General features: G+C 53.2%; 19 protein-coding genes and 4 tRNA genes. 6 read left to right on the top strand and 17 right to left on the bottom strand.

The window, feature by feature from the left end:
* The first annotated feature begins 312 nt into the window (after nucleotides 1–312).
* From hemC to hemY, 4 genes are read left to right on the top strand one after another with little or no spacing between them, the layout of a single operon-like run.
* A complete protein-coding gene (hemC, locus tag GA0061070_RS10930; protein WP_139109751.1) occupies nucleotides 313–1254 on the top strand; it encodes a hydroxymethylbilane synthase in 942 nt (313 codons plus the stop codon).
* Nucleotides 1251–1991 (top strand): uroporphyrinogen-III synthase, encoded by a 741-nt coding sequence (gene hemD, locus GA0061070_RS10925; protein WP_090136059.1) that lies wholly within the window; start codon nucleotides 1251–1253, stop codon nucleotides 1989–1991. The genes hemC and hemD overlap by 4 nt, the downstream gene beginning before the upstream one ends.
* A 21-nt stretch (nucleotides 1992–2012) precedes the next feature.
* Nucleotides 2013–3173, top strand: a complete 1161-nt coding sequence (gene hemX, locus GA0061070_RS10920; RefSeq protein ID WP_090136057.1) for a uroporphyrinogen-III C-methyltransferase — start codon at nucleotides 2013–2015, stop codon at nucleotides 3171–3173.
* A 2-nt stretch (nucleotides 3174–3175) separates the two neighbouring features.
* Nucleotides 3176–4372, top strand: coding sequence for a protoheme IX biogenesis protein HemY (gene hemY / locus GA0061070_RS10915; protein ID WP_090136055.1), 1197 nt, complete (start codon nucleotides 3176–3178; stop codon nucleotides 4370–4372).
* Nucleotides 4373–4901: 529 nt separating this feature from the next.
* On the opposite strand, the gene GA0061070_RS10910 is transcribed toward hemY, so the two are convergent.
* The 17 genes from GA0061070_RS10910 to trxA all read right to left on the bottom strand — a co-directional run bounded on the left by GA0061070_RS10910 (nucleotide 4902) and on the right by trxA (nucleotide 20141).
* Nucleotides 4902–4978: transfer RNA gene (locus tag GA0061070_RS10910), tRNA-Pro, on the bottom strand.
* Nucleotides 4979–5017: 39 nt separating this feature from the next.
* Nucleotides 5018–5104 (bottom strand) — tRNA-Leu (locus GA0061070_RS10905).
* 25 nt (nucleotides 5105–5129) lie between these two features.
* Nucleotides 5130–5205, bottom strand: a tRNA-His gene (locus GA0061070_RS10900).
* Between the two features lie 69 nt (nucleotides 5206–5274).
* A tRNA-Arg gene (locus tag GA0061070_RS10895) sits at nucleotides 5275–5351 on the bottom strand.
* A gap of 102 nt (nucleotides 5352–5453) precedes the next feature.
* Complete coding sequence (thrP, locus tag GA0061070_RS10890; protein ID WP_090136053.1) at nucleotides 5454–6839, bottom strand: bifunctional threonine/serine APC transporter ThrP; 1386 nt, start codon at nucleotides 6837–6839, stop codon at nucleotides 5454–5456.
* Between the two features lie 256 nt (nucleotides 6840–7095).
* The gene (gene wecG / locus GA0061070_RS10885) at nucleotides 7096–7836 is read right to left on the bottom strand and encodes a lipopolysaccharide N-acetylmannosaminouronosyltransferase (RefSeq protein ID WP_090136051.1); all 741 of its coding nucleotides are present in this window, start codon (nucleotides 7834–7836) and stop codon (nucleotides 7096–7098) included.
* An 11-nt stretch (nucleotides 7837–7847) separates the two neighbouring features.
* The gene (wzyE, locus tag GA0061070_RS10880; protein WP_090136049.1) at nucleotides 7848–9200 is read right to left on the bottom strand and encodes an ECA oligosaccharide polymerase; all 1353 of its coding nucleotides are present in this window, start codon (nucleotides 9198–9200) and stop codon (nucleotides 7848–7850) included.
* Entirely contained in the window at nucleotides 9197–10276 is a 1080-nt protein-coding gene (locus tag GA0061070_RS10875; RefSeq protein ID WP_090136047.1) for a TDP-N-acetylfucosamine:lipid II N-acetylfucosaminyltransferase, read from the bottom strand. The genes wzyE and GA0061070_RS10875 overlap by 4 nt, the downstream gene beginning before the upstream one ends.
* On the bottom strand, nucleotides 10273–11523 hold the full coding sequence (gene wzxE / locus GA0061070_RS10870) for a lipid III flippase WzxE (RefSeq protein ID WP_090136044.1): 1251 nt from the start codon (nucleotides 11521–11523) through the stop codon (nucleotides 10273–10275). Before wzxE ends, GA0061070_RS10875 begins: the two co-directional genes overlap by 4 nt.
* A gap of 1 nt (nucleotide 11524) precedes the next feature.
* Nucleotides 11525–12655 carry a dTDP-4-amino-4,6-dideoxygalactose transaminase gene (gene rffA, locus GA0061070_RS10865; RefSeq protein ID WP_090136042.1) on the bottom strand — a complete coding sequence of 377 codons (1131 nt, stop codon included), beginning with the start codon at nucleotides 12653–12655 and terminating at the stop codon, nucleotides 11525–11527.
* Between the two features lie 4 nt (nucleotides 12656–12659).
* Nucleotides 12660–13337, bottom strand: coding sequence for a dTDP-4-amino-4,6-dideoxy-D-galactose acyltransferase (gene rffC, locus GA0061070_RS10860; RefSeq protein WP_090136040.1), 678 nt, complete (start codon nucleotides 13335–13337; stop codon nucleotides 12660–12662).
* A gap of 17 nt (nucleotides 13338–13354) precedes the next feature.
* Nucleotides 13355–14617, bottom strand: coding sequence for a UDP-N-acetyl-D-mannosamine dehydrogenase (gene wecC, locus GA0061070_RS10855; RefSeq protein ID WP_090136038.1), 1263 nt, complete (start codon nucleotides 14615–14617; stop codon nucleotides 13355–13357).
* Complete coding sequence (wecB, locus tag GA0061070_RS10850; RefSeq protein ID WP_090136036.1) at nucleotides 14614–15744, bottom strand: non-hydrolyzing UDP-N-acetylglucosamine 2-epimerase; 1131 nt, start codon at nucleotides 15742–15744, stop codon at nucleotides 14614–14616. The genes wecC and wecB overlap by 4 nt, the downstream gene beginning before the upstream one ends.
* A gap of 56 nt (nucleotides 15745–15800) precedes the next feature.
* Nucleotides 15801–16847, bottom strand: coding sequence for an ECA polysaccharide chain length modulation protein (gene wzzE / locus GA0061070_RS10845; protein ID WP_090136034.1), 1047 nt, complete (start codon nucleotides 16845–16847; stop codon nucleotides 15801–15803).
* Nucleotides 16848–16860: 13 nt separating this feature from the next.
* The gene (wecA, locus tag GA0061070_RS10840) at nucleotides 16861–17964 is read right to left on the bottom strand and encodes a UDP-N-acetylglucosamine--undecaprenyl-phosphate N-acetylglucosaminephosphotransferase (protein ID WP_090136032.1); all 1104 of its coding nucleotides are present in this window, start codon (nucleotides 17962–17964) and stop codon (nucleotides 16861–16863) included.
* 244 nt (nucleotides 17965–18208) lie between these two features.
* Entirely contained in the window at nucleotides 18209–19468 is a 1260-nt protein-coding gene (rho, locus tag GA0061070_RS10835; protein WP_004386383.1) for a transcription termination factor Rho, read from the bottom strand.
* 343 nt (nucleotides 19469–19811) lie between these two features.
* Nucleotides 19812–20141, bottom strand: a complete 330-nt coding sequence (gene trxA / locus GA0061070_RS10830) for a thioredoxin TrxA (protein WP_090126584.1) — start codon at nucleotides 20139–20141, stop codon at nucleotides 19812–19814.
* 144 nt (nucleotides 20142–20285) lie between these two features.
* On the opposite strand from trxA, the gene rhlB reads away from it, so the two are divergent.
* Entirely contained in the window at nucleotides 20286–21554 is a 1269-nt protein-coding gene (gene rhlB, locus GA0061070_RS10825) for an ATP-dependent RNA helicase RhlB (protein ID WP_090136030.1), read from the top strand.
* A gap of 6 nt (nucleotides 21555–21560) precedes the next feature.
* Nucleotides 21561–23045 (top strand): guanosine-5'-triphosphate,3'-diphosphate diphosphatase, encoded by a 1485-nt coding sequence (gene gppA, locus GA0061070_RS10820; RefSeq protein WP_090136028.1) that lies wholly within the window; start codon nucleotides 21561–21563, stop codon nucleotides 23043–23045.
* Nucleotides 23046–23057 lie beyond the last annotated feature (12 nt).

Genomic DNA, 23057 nt, shown 5'->3' with positions numbered 1-23057 from the left:
CCTGATGTTTACAGAAAATCCAAAGTCGCCGTTGCCATTTTTCGCCCTTATCTTTATAGAGGTACAGACGAAAAAATGGTCTAAAACGTGATCAATCTAACACCTTGCTCATTGACCGTAAAGAAAGATGCAGTACAAACCAGTGTAGCATCAAACGCACTCTGTAAATTCTTAATTACGGCCTGCGCTGCACCGGTATTGACCGGTATTGCGGGGTGAAGCTTTCTCTTTCCCCGGCAATCCACCGCGAACACTGACACCCTAATGCAACAATGTTAGGATGGTCAACGGACGATAATGACGGTAACAAGCATGTTAGACAATGTTTTAAGAATTGCCACACGGCAAAGCCCCCTTGCGCTATGGCAAGCACAATACGTTAAGGAACGCCTTGAAGCGAGCCATTCGGGGCTGACTGTAGAACTGGTGCCGATGGTAACCCGCGGCGATGTGATCCTTGATACGCCACTGGCGAAAGTGGGCGGCAAAGGGTTGTTTGTGAAAGAACTTGAATTGGCACTGCTTGAAAACCGCGCCGATATCGCTGTGCATTCAATGAAAGATGTGCCTGTGGATTTCCCCGAAGGGCTTGGCCTGGTGACCATTTGCGAGCGCGACGATCCGCGCGATGCGTTTGTGTCAAACCGTTATGCCTCGCTGGACGAAATGCCGCATGGCAGCATTGTTGGCACTTCCAGTTTACGCCGTCAGTGCCAACTAGCGGAACGCCGTCCGGATCTGGTGATCCGTTCCCTGCGCGGAAACGTCGGCACCCGTCTGAGCAAGCTGGATAACGGTGAATATGACGCTATTATCCTCGCTGTAGCAGGCCTTAACCGCCTCGGTCTGGCTTCACGCGTACGCATGGCGCTGCCGCCGGAAACCTCGCTACCGGCAGTCGGTCAGGGCGCGGTCGGCGTAGAATGCCGTCTTGATGATGCGCGCACGCGCATGCTGCTCGAACCGCTGAATCACCAGGATACCGCCGTGCGCGTTAAAGCCGAGCGGGCGATGAATACCCGTCTTGAAGGTGGATGCCAGGTGCCTATTGGCAGCTATGCTGAACTTATCAACGGTGAGATCTGGCTGCGTGGGCTGGTAGGTTCGCCAGACGGTTCAACCCAGGTACGCGGCGAATGTCGCGGCAAACCGGAAGATGCAGAACAACTGGGGATCTCGCTGGCGGAAGAGCTACTGGCGAATGGCGCCCGCGCTATTCTGGATGAGGTTTATAACGGAGACGCACCTGCATGAGCATTCTGGTCACTCGCCCATCTCCAGCCGGAGAAGAATTAGTCAGCCGGTTGCGCACACTGGGGCTGGTGGCCTGGAGCTTTCCGTTAATCGAATTTACGCCAGGCCGCGAGCTCGCTTCATTACCCGCGCGGCTTGCTGCTCTAACCGCAGATGATATGGTTTTTGCCCTGTCGCAGCATGCGGTGACATTTGCTCATGCCCACTTACAGCAGCTTGGTTTGCGCTTTCCCCCTCAGCCTCACTATTTCGCTATCGGTCGCACCACTGCGCTGGCATTACATACCGTCAGCGGCATTGAGGTGCGTTATCCGCACGATCGGGAAATCAGTGAAGTGTTGCTACAATTACCTGAATTACAAAGTGTTCAGGGTAAGCATGCACTAATCTTACGGGGTAACGGCGGGCGCGAAGTACTGGCGGAAACGCTGGCGGCGCGCGGTGCTGAAGTCGAATTTTGCGAATGTTATCAACGCAGTGCAATATTTTATGATGGTGCTGAAGAAGCAATGCGCTGGCATACGCGCGGCGTGACGACACTGGTGATCACCAGCGGCGAAATGATGCAACAATTGTTTTCACTTATTCCCCCCTGGTATCGGGAAAACTGGCTACTTCACTGTCACCTGGTTGTGGCGAGTGAGCGTCTGGCGCACCTCGCCCGGGAACTGGGCTGGCAGGATATTCGGGTCGCTGACAATGCCGACAACGATGCGCTACTTCGCGCATTACAATAACTCTCATAATGGGAAGCCATAATGACGGAACAAAAAAACTCCTCCGCCGTGGTCGAAGAGACCAAAGCGGCTGACGGCGCAACGCCGCCGCCGGAGAAAGCAGAGAAGAATAGACGCGCTAACAGGACAAGCCTTGCGCTCAGCGCGATCGCCATCGCTATTGCGTTGGCGTCGGGTGCGGGGCTTTATGGCTGGGTGAAACAGCAAGTGGCAACACTGCATAGCAATAATGGCGAGATCGCCAACCAGGTTATCGCCTTACAACAATCGCAGGATAAGCAGCGCGCAGAGCTGGAAAGTGTGATTAAACAACAAGCGGACCAGCTTAATGCCGCCAAACGTCAAAACGACGTACTGGCGAAGCAGCTCGATGAAGTGCAGCAGAAAGTGGCAACCATCTCCGGTTCTGATGCCAAAACCTGGCAACTGGCGCAAGCCGATTTTCTGGTGAAACTGGCGGGCCGCAAACTGTGGAGCGATCAGGATGTCACCACCGCTGCCGCACTATTGAAGAGCGCTGACGCCAGCCTGGCTGAGATGAACGATCCAAGCCTGATTACCGCACGTCGCGCCATCACTGACGATATCGGCAGTCTGTCGGCAATCACACAGGTGGATTACGACGGCATTATCCTCAATCTGAACCAGCTTTCGAATCAAATCGATAATCTGCGCCTTGCGGATAATAACGATGACGATTCACCGATGGATAACGATAGCAGCGAACTCTCCGGCTCGATCAGCGAATGGCGCGTCAATCTGCAAAAAAGCTGGCAGAACTTTATGGACAGTTTTATCACTATCCGTCGCCGCGATGAAACGGCAGTACCGCTGCTCGCGCCAAATCAGGATATCTACCTGCGTGAAAACATCCGTTCACGTCTGCTCGTCGCCGCACAAGCCGTTCCGCGTCATCAGGAAGAGACCTACAGACAGGCGCTGGATAATGTTTCTACCTGGGTACGCGCGTACTACGACACCGACGATGCGGCCACCAAATCCTTCCTCGAGGAAGTGGATAAGCTGAGCCAGAAAACAATCGCCATGAATTTACCGGAATCGCTGCAAAGCCAGCCAATCCTGGAAAAATTAATGCAAACTCGCGTACGCAATCTTCTGGCGCAGCCTGCTGTGACGTCTGAACAGGCGCCAGCCCATGCAGCCACAGCGCAGGGAGAATAAGCATGCTGAAAGTATTATTGCTCTTTGCACTGTTGATCGCCGGGATCGTGCTCGGCCCCATGCTCGCCGGGCATCAGGGTTATGTGCTGATCCAAACCGATAATTACAACATTGAAACCAGCGTCACCGGGTTAATGATCATTCTGGTGCTGGCGTTGGTGGTGATATTTGCCCTCGAATGGGTGCTGCGTCGCATTTTCCGCACTGGCGCACATACCCGTGGCTGGTTTGTAGGCCGTAAGCGTCGTCGCGCACGTAAACAAACGGAGCAAGCGCTGCTCAAACTGGCGGAAGGCGACTATCAGCAAGTTGAAAAGTTGATGTCGAAAAATGCCGACCACGCCGAGCAGCCCGTGGTGAATTACCTGCTGGCGGCTGAAGCGGCGCAGCAACGCGGTGATGAAGCTCGCGCCAACCAGCATCTGGATCGCGCGGCAGAGCTGGCGGAAAACGACCCCATCCCGGTGGAAATCACCCGGGTACGTCTGCAACTGGCGCGCAACGAGAATCATGCAGCCCGTCATGGCGTGGATAAATTGCTGGAGATCACCCCACGTCATCCGGAAGTGCTGCGCCTGGCTGAACAGGCCTATATTCGCACCGGCGCATGGACTTCCCTGCTGGATATCATCCCTTCGATGGCGAAAGCCAATGTCGGCGACGACGATCATCGTGATGCGCTGCAACAGCAGGCATGGATTGGCATGATGGATCAGGCGCGCGCGGATCAAGGCAGCGAAGGTCTGAAAAGCTGGTGGAAAAACCAGAGCCGTAAAACCCGTCAGCAGATAACGCTACAGGTGGCTATCGCCGAGCACTTGATTGAGTGCGACGATCACGATACTGCACAGGAAGTTATTCTTGATGGCCTGAAGCGCCAGTATGACGATCGTCTGGTGACAGTGATCCCGCGGCTGAAAACCAATAATCCGGAGCAGATCGAAAAAGTTCTGCGCCAACAGATTAAAACGCAGGGCGATCGGCCTCTGCTATGGAGTACGCTGGGCCAGTCGCTGCTGAAACATGGCGAATGGCAAGAAGCAAGCCTGGCCTTCCGCGCGGCGCTGAAACAGCGTCCGGATGCGTTCGACTACGCCTGGCTGGCAGATTGTCTCGATCGAATGCATCAGCCGGAAGAGGCCGCGCTCATGCGCCGTGATGGTCTGCTGCTGACGCTGCAAAATACCCCCCCGGCCTGACACGGCCAGCCAAAAAAAACGCCTGCCGGAAAGCTCAGGCAGGCGTTAAAACAGGTCTTTGACAACTAATGGGTGCTTCACTCAACGTTATGTCCATGGTGTTTGATGAGGCCGAAGCGACATCTGTCAGTGGACGATAAGCACCGTAAACGGCTCTGCATCATTCCTGAGTTTATGAAGCCAGAAGGCGAGCATAAGAGATGGAATGAGCATCTACATAAATATTATTGCATGTATTATGCCAGGTTTGCACTCTCAAATGGAACGCAGTGCAAACTTTTAGTAAGCCAGTAAATTCAGCCCTCTTCGGACATCCTGTGTCCCTCCTCACCGCGATCGTCGTCACAATTTGTCGCCGCAGAACGACATTTACTGGATGAGTTATATTACTTATTTGAATTCAATAGATTAAATGTCTCCCGCAGGCGACAGTACGAAAAGAGATTGTCGTTGATGAGCAACAAGCAGGAAAAATGAAGGTTCAGGGAACGCAGAAAACAAAAAACCCCGCTTTCGCGGGGTTCAAAATTGGTCGGCGAGAGAGGATTCGAACCTCCGACCCACTGGTCCCAAACCAGTTGCGCTACCAAGCTGCGCTACTCGCCGTTTTTACTGCTTTTTGAATTTTTTGTTCAATTTAAGTTGTGGTGCGAGGGGGGGGACTTGAACCCCCACGTCCGTAAGGACACTAACACCTGAAGCTAGCGCGTCTACCAATTCCGCCACCTTCGCATTCCACGAAACTTGTACTGAATAATGGGGTGGCTAATGGGACTCGAACCCACGACAACTGGAATCACAATCCAGGGCTCTACCAACTGAGCTATAGCCACCACTGTAAATCTTTTCACGCGGTATCGTGACGAATCACGAACCACCGCAGCTCAAGCGCCGGATTTAAATGGCGCGCCCGACAGGATTCGAACCTGAGACCTCTGCCTCCGGAGGGCAGCGCTCTATCCAGCTGAGCTACGGGCGCGTAGCGCCGTTGCGGGGGTGGATAGTACGGACTTCGGGCGCGGCTGTCTAGTGCTTTTTTTAAGAAAATGCGCGTTTGGTTATGCTTTGCGCATTTTGCCTCTTATTCACCCACCTGACGCGTAACCGCGTGTCCACTGAGGCCAAATACCTTATACGCCATGGTTACTGCGGCAAGGAAGATAATGCCGACAAACAGCGACATACGAGTATCGTCATTGAACCCCATACCAATCAACACGCATGCCAGGAACGCCATGGTCAGCCAGTTCGCCCACGGGAACAGCATTGAGCGGAAGGGATGCGTGGCAATCGCCGCTTTGTGAGCTTTACGAAAACGCAACTGGCTAATCAGAATCACGAACCACGGCACCATACCCGGCAATACGCTGGCACTATAGACATACACAAACACGCGCTGCGGGTTAGGAATAATGTAGTTCAGGCACGAACCGATCAGCAGAATAATAATAGAGATGGTCACGCCCGCAGCCGGAACGCCGCTTTTCGACACTTTCGCTACCGCAGACGGCAACTGGCGGTTCTTCGCCAGAGCGTAAAGCATACGACCGCAACTGTACATACCGCTGTTACAACCCGAGAGCGCAGCCGTCAGCACCACAAAGTTGATGATGCCTGCTGCTGCGGTAATACCGATTTTGGCAAACGTCAGTACAAACGGGCTGCCATTGGTGCCGATTTCATTCCACGGGAAGATGGTGACAATAACGAAGATGGCACCCACATAGAAGATCAGGATACGCCACAGCACTTTACTGACCGCGCTACGCAGCGTTACCTGCGGGTTTTTGGCTTCACCGGCGGTAATACCGATAAGCTCAACCCCCTGGTAAGAGGCGACCACAATACAGAGCGCGGTTAAGAAGCCTTTCCAGCCACCGGCAAAAAAGCCACCATGTTCGGTCAGATTGCCAAAGCCAATCGAATGACCGCCGTTGCCAAAACCGAAGAAGATCACACCAAGACCAACAATAATCATCACGATAATGGTGGTGACTTTAATCATGGCAAACCAGAATTCAATTTCACCATAAAGACGTACGGCCGCAAGGTTGGCCAGCGCCACCAGCGCTACCGCAATCAGTGCAGGGATCCATTGAGCAAGCTCGGGGAACCAGAACTGGATATAAACGCCGATAGCGGTAATTTCCGAGATCCCCACCGCCATCCACATAAACCAGTAGGACCAGGCCGTTAGATAGCCAAAGAAGGGGCTCATATAACGATGCGCGTAGACGGCAAAGGAGCCGGCTACCGGCTCAAGAAATAGCATCTCGCCCATTGAACGCATGATAAAAAAGACGAAAAGGCCGGCGATGATATACGCCAGCAATACTGATGGGCCCGCCCACTTCAGCGTACTGGCGGCCCCCATAAACAACCCTACACCAATGGTGCCGCCCAGGGCGATTAATTCGATGTGACGAGACTCCAGACCGCGCTGAAGCTCCGGTTTATTTTCAGCCATAAATCCTCTGTTGTGTTTGCATCTTTCTCACCCGCTCCGCGGATTATTGTTATGCGTTTTTCCTCAACTCATAACAGGCCATGCTGCACCAGCCAGGAAATGGCTGACGCAAAAACGCCGTGGCACTGCAAATGAGTGAGCGAATGGTTTCTTAAATTGCGGGAAATGGCAAACGATGTATAAGAAAAATCGACCCGATGCACAATAAAACAGCAACCAGAAGAAAAGCGGCAGCGGGAAACGCTGCCTGGTAAGGTCAGAATTTTCCGCTATAGTGCCAATATAAATAACGCAGTAAGCGGAGCTGGCGTTTGAGCCGCGTAGGCTGTGAAAGCAAGCGATAGAGCCACTCCAGCCCTAGTTGCTGCCAAATCTTCGGCGCACGCTTTACATGGCCGGTAAAGACGTCATACGTCCCACCAACCCCCATAAACAAGGCATCGGCGTAAACAGCGCGGCAGTCACGCATAAAAATCTCCTGCCGTGGCGATCCCATAGCAACGGTGACAATTTTTGCACCGCTGTCCCGGATACGCGCAAACAGCGCTTCACGCTGATCCGTCGTAAAATAACCATTCTGGCTACCCACAATATTGACCTGCCACTGCGCACGCAGCTTCTGCTCAGTTTGCGCCAGCACATCCGGTTTTCCCCCCACCAGAAATACAGGCGTACCTGACTGACCGGCACGCATCATTAAATGTTCCCAGAGATCGGCGCCAGCAACGCGTGAGACCTGCGCCTGCGGAAATTTCTTGCGCAGAGAGCGAACCACGCTGATACCGTCAGCATATTTAAACTCTGCCGCCTCGATCAGTGCACGCACCACGGGATCGTCTTCCACGGTCAGCAGTTTTTCGGCGTTCATCGCCACCAACGTGCCGCGTTTGATTTCACCATCAGCATAGAGGTAATCCAGCGCGTGCTGCATATCGCGCCAACCGATGAGTTTCAGACCGCGCAGGTCATACAGCGGCGCTGCCGTCTTGTCCGTCATGTTATTCCTTTTTACAACTGGGAAAGGGGGTTCACTGCGCGCGCACTGCGATTACGTATCAGACCAGCGCTATCGAACAACCAGTACAGCAATTTCGCCACCAGCAAGCAGAAACCGAAAACAACGAGGAAGAACACTACGCGGGAAGCGAAAGCATCCAGCCCCTCACGCGCCAGCACGATCATATTGAAGATAGCGCCAAAGCAGAAACTGTGCAGGATCGCCGCTTTATAGCGGTTTGTTTCCCGATTGCCAAGTTTATATACCCAGTCAAACCACTTGATGATGAGACCCACTACCACCGCACCGAACGGGATAAACCAGACACCGCCCATCACCACCAACGAACCAATCAGCGTCGGGGAGATAGCCAGCCCGGAGTGGTTATTCAATACTTCCCAGGTAAAGTAATTCGCCGAGTTCAGCACGATACTCGGGCGACCATGCCACAGCCAGGAAGGGATGAAGACGTAGAAATCGCGCACAATCGGCGCCAGCCCCTGAAAATCGATCTTGTCGTAGTTTTGCAGCAGTAGAGACAGATTTTCCCAGGGAGAAAAGGTATCGCGCGTCAGATACAAGAAAGTGTAAAAAGCTTCATCACCGCTGACATTCAGTCCGTAGCGTTTCAGCGCCAGCCAGAACATCCCGACAATACCTAACACGCCCGCCGCTACCAGCATCCACAGCGAGATCCAGCCACGAATAATGCCGATAAACAAAAAGATAGCAAAAGCGATAATAATATTGGCGCGCGTGCCGCCGACGATCATGTACGTCAACAAACCAAATGCGACCGTACTGACGAGGAAAAATAGCCATGCCTGCGCGTTCTGCCGCAGAAAATAGACCACCAGCATGGCCGGGATAAAGAAATAAAAGAAGCGTTTCAATGCGACACCGGAAACTTCGCTGGAGAAGATCTGGCTATAGGATTGCAGACGGAACAGCAAAAACCCGTTGTGCAGGAAGAAGATGCCCACACTGACCAGCGCAATGACCATCAGCATGATCCACGTCAGATGTGCCTCGACCCGATTAATGGTAAACAACGGGCGCCGCGATACCTGCTCACTTTTCTCCCGCAGCCGGGTTTTGTACGTCACATAATAAATCGCGTAGAAACAGGCCGCAGCCAGCAGCGACTGCATCATCACGCCCGGCGGCGCTACGCCGACGTTAAAGCGGAACACCAGGATGCTGGTGAGCGGGAAACCAAAGAAAAACGTCAACAAAAAGAGCAGTGAAAAGAAGACGTTAAAATTGAATCGTACCCGGCGAAACTCAAACCAGGTCAGCGTGGCAATAAACAGCGTCGCCACCAACCAGAGGATCAACAGACCGCAAAACTCAAGTGGACTCATCCGGCGATCCCCGCAGCATTGCGCAGCGCCTTATGCCAGAGCGCAATATAATTTGGACTGAAGAAGGTGATGGCGCTTTTATCCACCGCGATCAATTGCCGCCGGACTTCGCGAATCACCGTCTCATTCAACGCATCACCGGTAAACAGTACCGGAATATCTTCGGCCACCATATCTCGCCAGAACGGGTTTTCCCGGTTAAGCACGCATGGCACCCCGGCCTGAATCAGCAAACAGAGCGTACCGATCCCCTGCTGGCGGGCAAAAATAAAATACCCCAGATCACACTGCCCAAGCAGTGACAGATAGTCATCAAAGGCCATTTTCTCGCGCAGAATATGCAGGTTTTCGGCGCTGAATAATGTCAGACCGGCACGGCTGACCGCATCAATATAGCTGTCATTATTGGCCGGGTAGCCCATCGGCACAATGATATTCACCGTATCGCCGAACTGGTGGTGAATAGCCTCCAGCGCGGCAATATGTTCATTACTCGGATCACCGGAGTTACCCACCAGAATCGTCAGCTTACCTTCCCGCTGCAACTCATGCGCTATGGTATTCAGCGCGGGATCCATACGCGTCGGGAAATAGAGCAACTCCCCGCGCACCGTGGGATGACGTTTCCCATACCACGACAGATCGCCACGAGTCGCAAAAACGCAGCCTACGCGGCTTTGCGCCAACCTGCGCAACGGATAAAAAAGACGGAATTTGAGGCTGTGCGAGACTTCGTACAGATCAGCGCCCCAGACATGCCAGTAAAATTGCTCGCGTTTGATGGCACCGCGCAATAACGCCAGCCATAGGCTGAAATTGAACTGGCCGTGGAAGAAAAAACGCTGTTGCCGATCTGCTTTTGCACGCGCAACGACAGCTTTCGCCAACGCCTTTTTGTCCGCATAAAAGTGCAGCGTCAGCGCCGGGTACTCCGCACCTATTTTCATATCGCTGCCGGCAATCATAAACTCACGAGCATATGCACCCGACGCGGCAAGATGATCGTTAAAGAAGCGCAATACGGTCTGGTTATGGTGTGGGATATCCGATCCCAGTACATGAATCAGTGCAGTCATGCTTTTTTTCGCCAAATCAAAAATGCGCCACAACAGAGGGCGAAATAAATAATATAAGTTGCCATATAAGCCTGTGCCGCACCGGCAGCGCCATGCGCGGGAATGAGCCAGCGCGAGAACAGCGTTAGCAGAGTGAACTGACTGATTTCTGCCAGGATGTAGAAGCGTAGCGATGCTTTGGCAATCACCAGATAACCAAAAACGTAAGCGCCCACTTTCAGTACATCCCCAACCAGTTGCCAGGCAAAGAGATCGCGCATAGCGGTGAACTTGTCGGAAAACAGCAACCAGATAGCCACGTCGCGCAGTAGCCAGACCGTCAGGCTCACCGCCGCTACCGCTGGCAATACAAAGCGTAACGATTTCACGATTTCGCTCGAAATCGCCTGTTTTGTCGCCAGCCTCGATAAAGTCGGTAGCAGATAGACACTAAATGAAGCGGTAATAAACTGAAGATAAGCATCGGAAATGCTACTCACACCTTGCCAGATCCCCACCTCTTCCCAGCTATAATGCGCCGCCAGCAGATTTCGCATCATCACATAGGCCAGCGGCAACGTTACCGATGTAATCAGCGCCATCAGCGTAAATTTGCTGAGCTGACCGGCTAAACCGTTGTCCCAACGCGGTGCGAAGTACGCCATCGGCACCGAACCGCGTCGAATCAGTAGCAGCACGGCCGGAATTATCACCAGCGCCGGAACCAGCGCCATTCCCAGCAACGCACCCTGGTAACCACCAAGCCGGAAACAGAGATACCAGGCCAGCACGCCAACCACGCTACCGATAATCAGCGACAGCGCATTGCTGGCGGCATCGCGGAACCCCTTCATCACCGCCAGCAGCAAGTTCGCCCATGCAATGCCAAACTGTACCAGCGCCACCAGCCGCACCAGCCCCTGAAAATCAGGATGACCAAATAAACCCTGGCTGACAGGCGCAGCGGCAAGCAAAAAAACGAGCGCCAGCAGTGTTGAGAAGCCCAGTATCATGGCTGAAGATGTGCCAACAACCGCACGCAGACGCACCGGATCATCGTGATACTGGGCGACGAATTTAGTAACGCCATTGAAGATCCCGGCGCCAGCCATTACGCCCAGCACGGTAATTAACTGGCGGAAGTTACCAGCCTGCCCGACACCAGACGGCCCAAAAGATACCGCCAAAAGTTTGACCACCAGCAAGCCCGCGCCAATTTTGACCAGCGTGCTTGTCGCAGTCCATACCGATGCTTTTGCCAGCGACATGTCAGCGGAAATAGCTCAGAAGAGTGCTGATAACCGTGCGCTGGTTAACCGGCGCCAGATTGTAAAACAGAGGCAGGCGAAGCAAACGCTCACTTTCCACCGTGGTGTAACGATCTTCGCCGTGGAATTCGCCAAATTTCTCGCCGGCAGGCGACGCATGCAGCGGAATGTAATGGAATACCGCCAGGATCTCCGCCTCTTTCAGAAAAGCGATCAGCGCACTGCGATCGGCTTCATCACGCAGCTTGATGTAGAACATGTGCGCATTGTGGCCACAATCTGCCGGAATAGTCGGCAACGTAATGCGCCCGACGCGCGCCAACGGTAACAGTGCGTCATAGTAGGTTTGCCACAGCGCCAGGCGTTGCTGATTAATACGATCTGCCGCTTCCAGCTGCGCCCAGAGGTAAGCCGCCTGCAAATCCGCCATCAGATAGCTGGAGCCGATATCCCGCCAGGTGTACTTATCCACCTGCCCACGGAAAAACTGACTGCGGTTAGTACCTTTCTCGCGGATAATTTCCGCCCGCTCCACCAGCGCGCGATCGTTAATCAGCGTCGCGCCACCTTCACCACCAGCGGTGTAGTTTTTGGTTTCATGGAAGCTAAAACAGCCGATATGACCAATAGTACCAAGCGCACGGCCCTTGTAGGTGGACATCACGCCCTGAGCAGCATCTTCCACCACAAACAGATTATGCCGTTTGGCGATATCCATAATGGTGTCCATCTCGCAGGCCACGCCCGCGTAGTGCACCGGTACAATCGCCCGGGTTTTATCGGTAATGGCCGCTTCAATGCAGGTTTCATCGATATTCATCGTATCAGGGCGGATATCGACAAAGACGATTTTTGCACCGCGCAGTACAAAAGCATTGGCGGTGGAAACGAAGGTGTAGCTCGGCATGATCACTTCATCACCAGGCTGAATATCCAGCAGCAACGCAGCCATTTCCAGCGACGCGGTACAGGACGGCGTCAGCAGCACTTTTGCACTATGAAAATGCTGTTCCATCCATTGCTGGCAGCGACGGGTAAAACCGCCATCGCCGCACAATTTACCGCTACTCATCGCCGACTGCATATAGTCGATTTCTGTGCCTACTACCGGTGGTGCATTGAAGGGGATCATAGAGTCACCTGTATAACCACAAGGCGGTGCTTTCAACGTTCGCACCGCTCTGAATATATCGTTTAAGTGCCGCGGTATTCCCAAGTTGGGTCGCGACACGCACAAGAGTCAGTTGCCGCTGTCGCGCCCAGTGACACGCAGCCTGCATTAATTTTTCTCCGACGCCGCGCCCGGCCAGCAGGCCTATACGCGCCTCCTGCTCGTTAAGCTGACGCAGAGAAACAAAACCCGCAATTTCGCCATTTTCACCGCGAAACAGCAGACATTGATGGTCAAATACGCCTTTGACTGCGTTTTCTATCCATTGCGCGTAAAATCGCCCGCTTGCTTCAGCCGCATACCAGGGAGCACGAAAACGGCTCTGCACGAAGATCCCGGCTGCCAGACGGCGTAATTCAGCAATATCGTCGGCGGTAGCCACGTCGCAAGCGGGGTCAACACCCTGCGGCGATACCGTTAGCGAAAAGTCGATCTCGCCCTCCACCAACTGAAAACCGAGCGTTTGCAAGGCGTCCAGTTGTGTGGTTTGCGACGCCGCCAGCTTTACCTGCACACGTTCCCAGGCGCTAAAATCCGTCACGCTCAGCGCAGGAGCCGCAGGTTGCAGGCGCACAATTGCACTGCGCACGCCAAAAAAGGCGCTTTCCCAGGCCAGCTCTTCTAACGTTCCGTGAACTGCCATTTCGCCTCCTTTACGCCTTAGCGCCAGACGCCTTTGGTATCCACGATGTAGCGTTGCGTGATGCGGCTACTCTCTACAGCTTTAAATTCGTTGTGATCAACCAGCAGCACCAGCACATCAGCCTGCGCCAGTGCATCTGCGATATTTACCAGCGACGCATGGCTACTCAGCGCTGCCGGAAGTTGATGAATGTTCGGTTCGACAACCAGCGTTTGCCCGCTGTGCCACTGCGCAATATCACCGGCAATTTCCATCGCCGGACTTTCGCGCAGATCGTCAATATTCGGTTTAAACGCCAGCCCGAAGCAGGCGATTTTAATCTCGCTGGCGCGTTTACCGCTGGCGGTCAGGCAATCGGCAATGCACGCTTTAACCTGGTTCAGCACCCAGTGAGGTTTATAATCGTTCACCTCGCGCGCCGTACGGATAAGCCGCGCCTGCTGCGGGTTCTGCGCCACAATAAACCATGGATCGACTGCAATGCAGTGCCCGCCAACACCTGGCCCCGGTTGCAAAATGTTTACTCGTGGATGACGATTCGCCAGACGAATCAGCTCCCAGACATTGATCCCCTGCTCGGCGCAGATCAAAGACAGTTCGTTCGCGAAGGCGATGTTCACATCACGGAAACTGTTTTCGGTGAGTTTGCACATTTCAGCGGTGCGGGAGTTGGTCACCACACACTCGCCCTCAAGGAAAATCTTGTACAGCTCGCTGGCACGCGCCGAGCAGACCGACGTCATACCACCGATCACACGGTCGTTCCTGATCAGCTCTACCATCACCTGCCCTGGCAGCACACGCTCCGGGCAATAAGCGATGTTCACATCGGCCGCCTCGCCCACCTGTTGCGGGAAAGTGAGATCCGGTCGCGCTTCGGCGAGCCAGTCAGCCATCTGCTCTGTTGCGCCGACGGGCGAAGTGGATTCGAGGATCACCAGCGCACCTCTCGTCAGCACTGGTGCAATGGATTTGGCTGCCGCTTCGACATAAGTCATATCGGGTTCGTGCTCGCCTTTAAACGGCGTCGGCACGGCAATCAGGTAAGCATCGGCTACCACCGGCGTCGTACTGGCCCGCAGATAACCGCCATCCACAGCCGCTTTGACCACGTTACTCAACTCTGGCTCAACAATATGGATTTCACCACGGTTAATGGTGTCCACAGCGTGCGAGTTGATGTCGATTCCCACGACCTGTTTGTGCCGGGAGGCAAAAGCGGCAGCGGTAGGCAGGCCAATATAGCCAAGGCCGATCACGGAAATGGTTGTAAAGCTCATAGTGTTATCCGATTGTTTTTAAGTGCGTGCAAAATGCGCCCACAGGCCTGTCCATCGCCATAGGGGTTGTGCGCATGGCTCATTGCTTGCCAGGCATCGTTATCGCGGAGCAGGCGCGTGACCTCTTCCACAATGCGCTGGCGATTCGTACCGACCAGTTTTACCGTTCCCGCTTCGATGGCCTCCGGACGCTCGGTCGTATCCCGCATCACCAGCACTGGTTTACCTAGTGAAGGTGCTTCTTCCTGAATACCGCCTGAATCGGTGAGGATTAGCCAGGCGCGATTCATCAACCACAAAAACGGCAGGTAATCCTGCGGCTCAATTAGGCTCACATTCTCAACATGACCCAGAATTCGGTTTACCGGCTCACTGACGTTGGGGTTCAGGTGCACCGGGTAGACAATCTGCACATCATCATGTTGCGCGGCGATATCCGCCAGTGCATGGCAAATCTGTTCGAACCCATGACCAAAACTCTCGCGGCGATGCCCGGTGACAAGAATCAGTTTCTTATTGACATCGAGGAACGGATAGCGCACCGCCAGTTCCTTATAGCGGCCGGAAGTATTCATTACGCTGTCGCGCACCCAGAACAGGGCATCAATCACTGTATTACCCGTCACAAAAATATGGCTGTCGGCAACGTTCTCGCGCAGCAAATTACGGCGAGAATTTTCTGTCGGCGCAAAATGATACATTGCCAGATGGCCCGTCAGGGTACGGTTGGCTTCTTCGGGCCAGGGCGAAGAGAGATCGCCAGTGCGCAGCCCGGCTTCCACATGACCAACAGGAATACGTTGGTAAAAAGCAGCAAGGCTCGCTGCAATGGTGGTCGTCGTATCGCCATGCACCAGCACAACATCCGGGCGGAACGATTCAAGGATCGGTTTCAATCCTTCAAGAATACCGCAAGTGATCTCCGTCAGCCCCTGTCCGGGGCGCATGATATTCAGGTCATAATCCGGAACAATCGAGAAAAGGCTCAACACCTGATCCAACATTTCCCTATGCTGTGCAGTGACGCAAACTTTCGCCTCAAAGTCAGGATCTTTTGCCAACGCATGCACTAGTGGAGCCATTTTGATAGCTTCTGGTCGTGTGCCGAATACGGTGAGTACTTTCACAACGATTCTCTTTGTTTTAGAGGATGAAGGCCCCGTGCCTTCATCTCAGGCGTCGCTTAATGTGTGCGGCGACGTGTTAATGCCACCCCGGCGCCGACTAACACCCCAACGATACCCCAGATGATCATCAGGAAAACGCGGCGCGGGCTGTCACGTTTCACCGGCTCCTCCGGTGTACGCAAATAACGATAAGTCTGGAAACGCGGGTCCAATGTAGGCCCAACGTTAAGGGTATTCAGCATCGCCCGGTTTTGATCATAGTCCAGATCGAACTGCGGCCCCACAGCCTGTAAGTTCTCAAGGCGCGCCTGCAACATCGGGCGGCCTAACATAAACAGTTCCGAATCGGGTAACTCGTCGGGTGGAACCTCAGTTTCATTGCGTGAAATATTATGCTGTTCAGCAACTTTCAGCGCCTGTTCAACATTGTGCAGGCGACGGTTGTAAATCGCTTTTGCCACCTCTTCCTGGCGCTTAACCTGGGCTTTCATCTGGATGGTACGCGCGGCCCATGCCCCTTTCAGCTCATCATTTAAATGGCTGGCGGCACGCTGGCTGGCGAAAGCCACGTACTGGCGCAACAAATTATTCGCATCCGGCGCGGTCTCAGCAATCAGCTTGACGTTGTCATTCAGATTGCGAGCCGCATCACCCGGCGTGTACTGAATATTGTTGATTAACTCATCCAGCATCGCAGCATCAGATTTACTGTTACCAACCAGACGCTGCTTGTAATAGTCCGTCTGCAACCAGAAGTCACGGCGCGTATCCCATGAAGCCAGTTGCACAACAAACTCTTTATAGGATTCATCCATTACCGAAGGTTGTTCGACGGATGCCAGATTCGCCTTCACATCCAGATTACGTAAAAACTGCTGCTGGGAGTAAAATCCGCCAAGCATGTTAACCGTGGGGCTATCCGTAATGGCCGTCGCGCTCCATTCCTGCCGCGCAAAGAAAGTCCAGGCCAGCGCAATCAATGCAAACAGCAGCGCCATCCCCCCAATCCACAGTTTTCCAGCCCACAAAGTACGAAACAGTCCTCGAATATCCAGCTCATTTTCCGTACCCGCTGAAGGTGTTCCCGACAATGGTTGAGTCATCGCTTTCCCGGATTTACTTGGTTAGTGTTGATTTAGAAGCGCTGTAACGGCGCATTCTGCGTTTAACTCGTTTCATTAAGCGCGCGACTTTCCAGGCGCGTTTGATGCAGTAACCGTATAAAAAGAATGCTAGCAAAAATAATGCCAACATCACCCATTCAGGGATAAAATGAAGATACTCTGCCAGGACGCCGATGCTGGCAAGTATTGCCGCAGCGAGCGTAATGAGCACAAACGCCTGACGGGAACTGAAACCTGCCCGCATAATGAGGTGGTGAATATGCTGGCGATCGGGTGAGAACGGACTCATGCCTTTACGCAGACGTCGGTAGGTAATCGCCACCATATCCATCAAGGGAATAGCAATAATCCATAACGCCGTCACCGGGCTTATCGGATGGGTCTTACCCTGAGTCGTTTCCAGCAAAATCCAGATGATAGTGAAACCAATCAGCGTGCTGCCAGCATCGCCCATAAACACTTTATAACGCCGCCCCAGCAGGCCAAGATTGAGCAGAATATAGGGCAGAATTGCCGCGATCATGGCAAAGCACCACAGTGCCAGGCTGGTCTGGCCATCAAACCATAAAATGATACCAATCGCTGCAAACGAGACGCAGGAAAGACCACCTAGCAGGCCATCAATGCCGTCTACCATATTAAACGCGTTAATAGCCGCCCAGACGGCAAACAACGTAAGCAGATAGCCAAACGGCCCCAGCACCATCTCCCAGGATCCAAAGATATAGCCGAGGCTGCTAAGGTAGAGATTACCGGCCCACATCATCACAACGGCAATCACCGTCTGAATAGCTGCGCGGGTTTTAACACTGATATCGAAACGATCGTCCAGCGCCCCGACAAACGCGAGCACACCTGCGCAGGCAAGATAAAGACCAACGTGGGGAATGTAGTAGTCTGTAATGCTGAAAGTGAAGCAAATCCCGGCGTAAACTGAAATGCCGCCAACCAATGGGACCAGCCCCTGGTGTCGTTTTCGGGAGTTAGGTTTGTCTACCAGGCCAACGTGCTTCGCCATTTTTCGGGCGAAGAACAGGAAAACCGTTGTAAACAAGAAAATACCGAATAATTCAGTAATCGCAGTGGATAAACTCACAATGCATGCTCTCAGCAAATGTTGATCCTGGCAGTATAACGACGTTGCTACACTCCATAAAAGGAGAATGCAGGTCAATCACAGGCGTTATTGTTTGCTTTTCAGCCAAATGGAAGGTTTTGACCTTCGAAACGCCATCCAGTCGTCGCCAGTGTCGGACAATACCTGTCCTGGTGCATATAGCGTATAGCCCAGAAATGAAAAACGCCACGTAAAAACGTGGCGTATCTGAGGTTTATTTGAATCAGGAGCGCTTCATCATGTCGAAGAATTCATCATTTGTCTTCGTCATCGCCAGCTTGTTGATGAGGAACTCCATTGCATCAATCTCACCCATTGGATGGATGATTTTGCGCAGGATCCACATCTTCTGCAGCTCTTCCTGAGTGGTGAGAAGTTCTTCTTTACGCGTACCGGAACGGTTGTAATCAATCGCCGGGAAGACGCGTTTTTCTGCGATCTTACGGGAGAGATGCAGTTCCATGTTACCGGTGCCTTTAAACTCTTCGTAAATCACTTCATCCATCTTCGATCCGGTATCGATCAACGCCGTCGCAATAATGGTCAAGCTACCGCCCTCTTCCACGTTACGCGCAGCACCGAAGAAACGCTTCGGACGATGCAGGGCGTTAGCATCCACACCACCCGTCAACACTTTACCGGAAGCCGGAACGACGGTGTTATAAGCTCGCGCCAGGCGGGTGATGGAATCCAGCAGAATGATAACGTCTTTCTTGTGCTCAACCAGACGTTTGGCTTTTTCGATAACCATTTCAGCAACCTGCACATGGCGGGAAGCAGGTTCATCGAAGGTTGAAGCAACCACTTCGCCTTTCACCAGACGCTGCATTTCCGTCACTTCTTCCGGACGTTCGTCAATCAGCAGCACCATCAGTACGCAATCCGGATGGTTATACGCAATGCTCTGCGCAATGTTCTGCAGCAGCATGGTTTTACCTGCTTTCGGCGGTGCAACAATCAGACCGCGCTGACCACGACCAATCGGCGATGCCAGATCCAGTACGCGAGCGGTTAAATCTTCGGTCGAACCATTACCACGCTCCATACGCAGACGAGAGTTTGCATGCAGCGGCGTTAAGTTTTCGAACAGAATTTTATTACGCGCGTTTTCCGGCTTATCGAAATTCACCTCGTTAACTTTCAGCAATGCGAAGTAACGTTCACCTTCTTTAGGTGGGCGAATCTTACCTGAAATGGTGTCGCCAGTGCGGAGGTTGAAACGGCGGATTTGGCTGGGGGATACGTAGATGTCGTCAGGGCCGGCGAGGTAGGAGCTGTCTGCGGAACGGAGGAAACCAAATCCATCCTGCAGAATCTCCAGCACACCGTCGCCAAAGATATCTTCGCCACTCTTCGCGTGCTGCTTCAGGATGGCGAAAATGATGTCCTGTTTGCGCATACGGGCCAGGTTTTCCAGCCCCATATTTTCGCCGAGAGTGATCAGCTCAGAAACCGGCGTATTCTTTAATTCGGTAAGATTCATAATGGTGTGGGTTCTTAAACTCGGGGTAAATCTCGAACTTAATGTTGTGAATGGTATGGCAGGGTCATCCATGCCTGTTAACGGCCATCAACTCATATCTGATCGGTGCCTGGTCACAAGAAAGTACGCAGAACTGAAACGATAAGACGGAATGAGTGATAAGCCCGGAATCTGTTTACTTCCGTCGCGGCAATATTGCTCTGCGGGAAGTATCGGGTAATGCAAGGTTCAAACAACTAAAGGTATGTTCAAAACGAAGTCAAAACTAAATTAGCACGGCAGAAGCCGGGCGTCCAGCGATCCTAAAAAATTAGGACGACTGGCGCGCCGGCAGAACCTGAGATTACGCCAGGTTGGCGTCCAGGAACTCTTTCAGTTGGCCTTTGGACAAGGCACCCACTTTGGTCGCCGCCACTTCGCCGTTTTTAAACAGCAGCAGGGTAGGGATACCACGAATACCGTACTTCGGCGCGGTGCCTGGGTTCTGGTCGATATTCAGTTTCGCAATGGTCAGTTTGCCTTCGTACTCATTAGCGACTTCATCCAGAATCGGGGCGATCATTTTGCACGGTCCACACCACTCTGCCCAGAAATCAACGAGAACAAGCCCGTCCGCTTTGAGTACATCCGTGTCAAAACTATCGTCAGTCAGGTGAATAATTTTATCGCTCATATATAACTCCACAGGAATAAGCCTGGTGTGTTGGTGTAGCATAAAACAGCAACGTATTGATGCCACAATAACCAACTAAAGGTTGACTTTATTTCACCGGATACGCTTTCGTAAAGCAATAGTAAGCTGATATTCTACCACACTATGAGCAAAACACATTTAACTGAACAGAAGTTTTCCGACTTCGCCCTGCACCCAAAAGTGATAGAAGCCCTTGAATATAAAGGGTTTCATAACTGCACGCCTATACAGGCTCTGGCTCTTCCGCTGACGCTGGCGGGCCGTGACGTTGCAGGTCAGGCGCAAACCGGTACCGGTAAAACGATGGCGTTTTTAACGTCAACGTTTCATTATCTTCTCTCTCACCCGGCGATCGAAGACCGTAAAGTGAACCAGCCGCGCGCAATTATTATGGCGCCGACGCGTGAACTTGCGGTACAAATTCATGCCGATGCAGAACCGCTTGCGCAGTCAACAGGCCTGAAACTGGGTCTCGCTTACGGCGGAGATGGTTACGACAAACAGCTCAAAGTGCTGGAAAGCGGCGTCGATATTCTGATCGGCACAACCGGTCGTATGATCGATTACACCAAACAGAACCATATTAACCTGGCCGCAGTTCAGGTTGTGGTGCTGGACGAAGCCGATCGTATGTACGATCTCGGCTTTATCAAAGATATTCGTTGGCTGTTCCGCCGTATGCCAGCAACAACACAGCGTCTGAACATGCTGTTCTCCGCTACCCTCTCTTATCGGGTACGTGAACTGGCATTCGAGCAGATGAACAACGCAGAATACGTCGAAGTGGAACCGGAACAGAAAACCGGCCACCGCATTAAAGAAGAGCTTTTCTATCCTTCTAATGAAGAGAAAATGCGCCTGCTGCAAACGTTGATTGAAGAAGAGTGGCCGGATCGCGCCATTATTTTCGCCAATACAAAACACCGCTGTGAAGATATCTGGGGCCATCTGGCTGCCGATGGTCATCGCGTTGGTCTGCTGACTGGCGACGTAGCGCAGAAGAAACGCTTGCGTATCCTTGATGAATTTACCCGCGGCGATCTTGATATTCTGGTCGCTACAGACGTTGCGGCACGCGGTCTACATATTCCTGCCGTTACCCACGTCTTTAACTACGATTTACCGGACGATTGCGAAGACTACGTGCATCGCATCGGTCGTACGGGTCGTGCGGGTGCCAGCGGCAACTCTATCAGCCTTGCTTGCGAAGAGTACGCGCTGAACCTGCCCGCGATTGAAACGTATATCGGACACTCAATTCCGGTGAGCAAATACAATCCGGATGCGCTGCTCAGCGAATTACCGCCGCCGAAACGCCTGACGCGTTCGCGCTCAGGTAACGGTCCGCGCCGCAATGGTGGTGCACCACGTAATCGCCGTCGTTCAGGTTAAAAAAATATGCTTGGTTCCGCCTCGCTCTATGCCGCCATTGATCTTGGCTCCAACAGTTTTCATATGCTGGTTGTGCGCGAGGTGGCGGGAAGCATTCAGACGCTTTCCCGCATCAAACGCAAGGTTCGCCTGGCAGCGGGCCTGAGCAGTGAAAATCAGCTTTCCCAGGACGCGATGGAACGCGGCTGGCAGTGTCTGCGTCTGTTTTCAGAGCGTCTTCAGGATATTCCAGCACAGCAAATCCGCGTTGTGGCAACGGCCACGCTCCGCCTGGCGGTCAACGCTCAGGAATTCCTCAACAAAGCACAAGTCATCCTCGGTTGCCCGGTGCAGGTTATCAGTGGCGAAGAGGAAGCGCGCCTGATTTATCAGGGTGTCGCACATACCACCGGCGGTGCGGATCAGCGTCTGGTTGTGGATATCGGCGGTGCCAGTACCGAGCTGGTGACCGGCACTGGCGCGCAAACCACTTCGCTGTTTAGTCTGTCGATGGGCTGCGTCACCTGGCTTGAACGTTTTTTTACCGACCGCAATCTCGGGCAGGAAAATTTCGACGCTGCAGAGCATGCTGCACGTGAAGTGCTGCGTCCGGTCGCCGATGAGCTTCGTCGGCACGGCTGGAAAGTATGCGTTGGCGCATCCGGCACCGTGCAGGCCCTACAAGAAATTATGATGGCGCAGGGCATGGATGAGCGCATTACGCTCGCCAAACTTCAGCAGCTTAAGCAGCGCGCTATTCAGTGTGGACGGCTTGAAGAGCTGGAGATCGAAGGCCTGACGCTGGAGCGCGCACTGGTCTTTCCTAGTGGGCTGGCGATTCTGATCGCTATCTTCACCGAGATGAATATTGCCAGCATGACGCTGGCCGGCGGCGCGCTGCGCGAAGGGCTGGTCTACGGCATGCTGCATCTGCCGGTTGATCAGGATATTCGCAGCCGTACGCTGCGCAACATCCAGCGCCGTTTTATTATCGATACCGATCAAGCCCATCGCGTGACTGCGCTGGCAAAACGCTTTGTGCTGAGTGTAGAAAAAGAGTGGGAGCTTGATGCCTACAGCATCGAAATACTGCAAGTTGCCTGCGAATTGCATGAAATTGGTTTGAGTATTGAGTTTAAACAGGCACCACAGCATGCCGCATGGCTGGTACGCAATCTCGATCTCCCGGGCTTTACGCCAGCGCAGAAAAAACTGCTCGCCACGCTGCTGCTGAACCAGACCAACGCCGTCGATCTCTCTTCCCTGCATCAGCAAAACGCCGTCCCACCGCGCGTTGCGGAACATCTCTGCCGCCTGCTGCGCCTGGCGATTATTTTTGCCAGCCGCCGTCGCGACGATTTATTGCCGGAAATTATCGTCAGTGCGCGAGGAGAAAAACTAACGCTATCGTTGCCGCTGGGCTGGTTGAAAAGTCACCCTCTGGGCGCAGAGTTAATCGAGCAGGAAAGCCAGTGGCAAAGTTACGTCCACTGGCCGCTGGAAATCCAGTAAGTGTGAGGCCCA

The sequence above is a fragment of the Kosakonia oryziphila genome (assembly GCF_900094795.1).
Lineage (GTDB): Bacteria > Pseudomonadota > Gammaproteobacteria > Enterobacterales > Enterobacteriaceae > Kosakonia > Kosakonia oryziphila.
Note: the sequence above shows the minus strand (reverse complement) of the source record. Positions and strands in the feature narration are given on the sequence as shown.

Excerpts from the sequence above, each read along its gene's own strand:
- hemC (WP_139109751.1), top strand. The coding sequence starts at position 313 with ATGTTAGACAATGTTTTAAGAATTGCCACACGGCAAAGCCCCCTTGCG.
- hemD (WP_090136059.1), top strand. The coding sequence starts at position 1,251 with ATGAGCATTCTGGTCACTCGCCCATCTCCAGCCGGAGAAGAATTAGTC.
- hemX (WP_090136057.1), top strand. The coding sequence starts at position 2,013 with ATGACGGAACAAAAAAACTCCTCCGCCGTGGTCGAAGAGACCAAAGCG.
- hemY (WP_090136055.1), top strand. The coding sequence starts at position 3,176 with ATGCTGAAAGTATTATTGCTCTTTGCACTGTTGATCGCCGGGATCGTG.
- thrP (WP_090136053.1), bottom strand. The coding sequence starts at position 6,839 with ATGGCTGAAAATAAACCGGAGCTTCAGCGCGGTCTGGAGTCTCGTCAC.
- wecG (WP_090136051.1), bottom strand. The coding sequence starts at position 7,836 with ATGACGGACAAGACGGCAGCGCCGCTGTATGACCTGCGCGGTCTGAAA.
- wzyE (WP_090136049.1), bottom strand. The coding sequence starts at position 9,200 with ATGAGTCCACTTGAGTTTTGCGGTCTGTTGATCCTCTGGTTGGTGGCG.
- GA0061070_RS10875 (WP_090136047.1), bottom strand. The coding sequence starts at position 10,276 with ATGACTGCACTGATTCATGTACTGGGATCGGATATCCCACACCATAAC.
- wzxE (WP_090136044.1), bottom strand. The coding sequence starts at position 11,523 with ATGTCGCTGGCAAAAGCATCGGTATGGACTGCGACAAGCACGCTGGTC.
- rffA (WP_090136042.1), bottom strand. The coding sequence starts at position 12,655 with ATGATCCCCTTCAATGCACCACCGGTAGTAGGCACAGAAATCGACTAT.
- rffC (WP_090136040.1), bottom strand. The coding sequence starts at position 13,337 with ATGGCAGTTCACGGAACGTTAGAAGAGCTGGCCTGGGAAAGCGCCTTT.
- wecC (WP_090136038.1), bottom strand. The coding sequence starts at position 14,617 with ATGAGCTTTACAACCATTTCCGTGATCGGCCTTGGCTATATTGGCCTG.
- wzzE (WP_090136034.1), bottom strand. The coding sequence starts at position 16,847 with ATGACTCAACCATTGTCGGGAACACCTTCAGCGGGTACGGAAAATGAG.
- rho (WP_004386383.1), bottom strand. The coding sequence starts at position 19,468 with ATGAATCTTACCGAATTAAAGAATACGCCGGTTTCTGAGCTGATCACT.
- trxA (WP_090126584.1), bottom strand. The coding sequence starts at position 20,141 with ATGAGCGATAAAATTATTCACCTGACTGACGATAGTTTTGACACGGAT.
- rhlB (WP_090136030.1), top strand. The coding sequence starts at position 20,286 with ATGAGCAAAACACATTTAACTGAACAGAAGTTTTCCGACTTCGCCCTG.
- gppA (WP_090136028.1), top strand. The coding sequence starts at position 21,561 with ATGCTTGGTTCCGCCTCGCTCTATGCCGCCATTGATCTTGGCTCCAAC.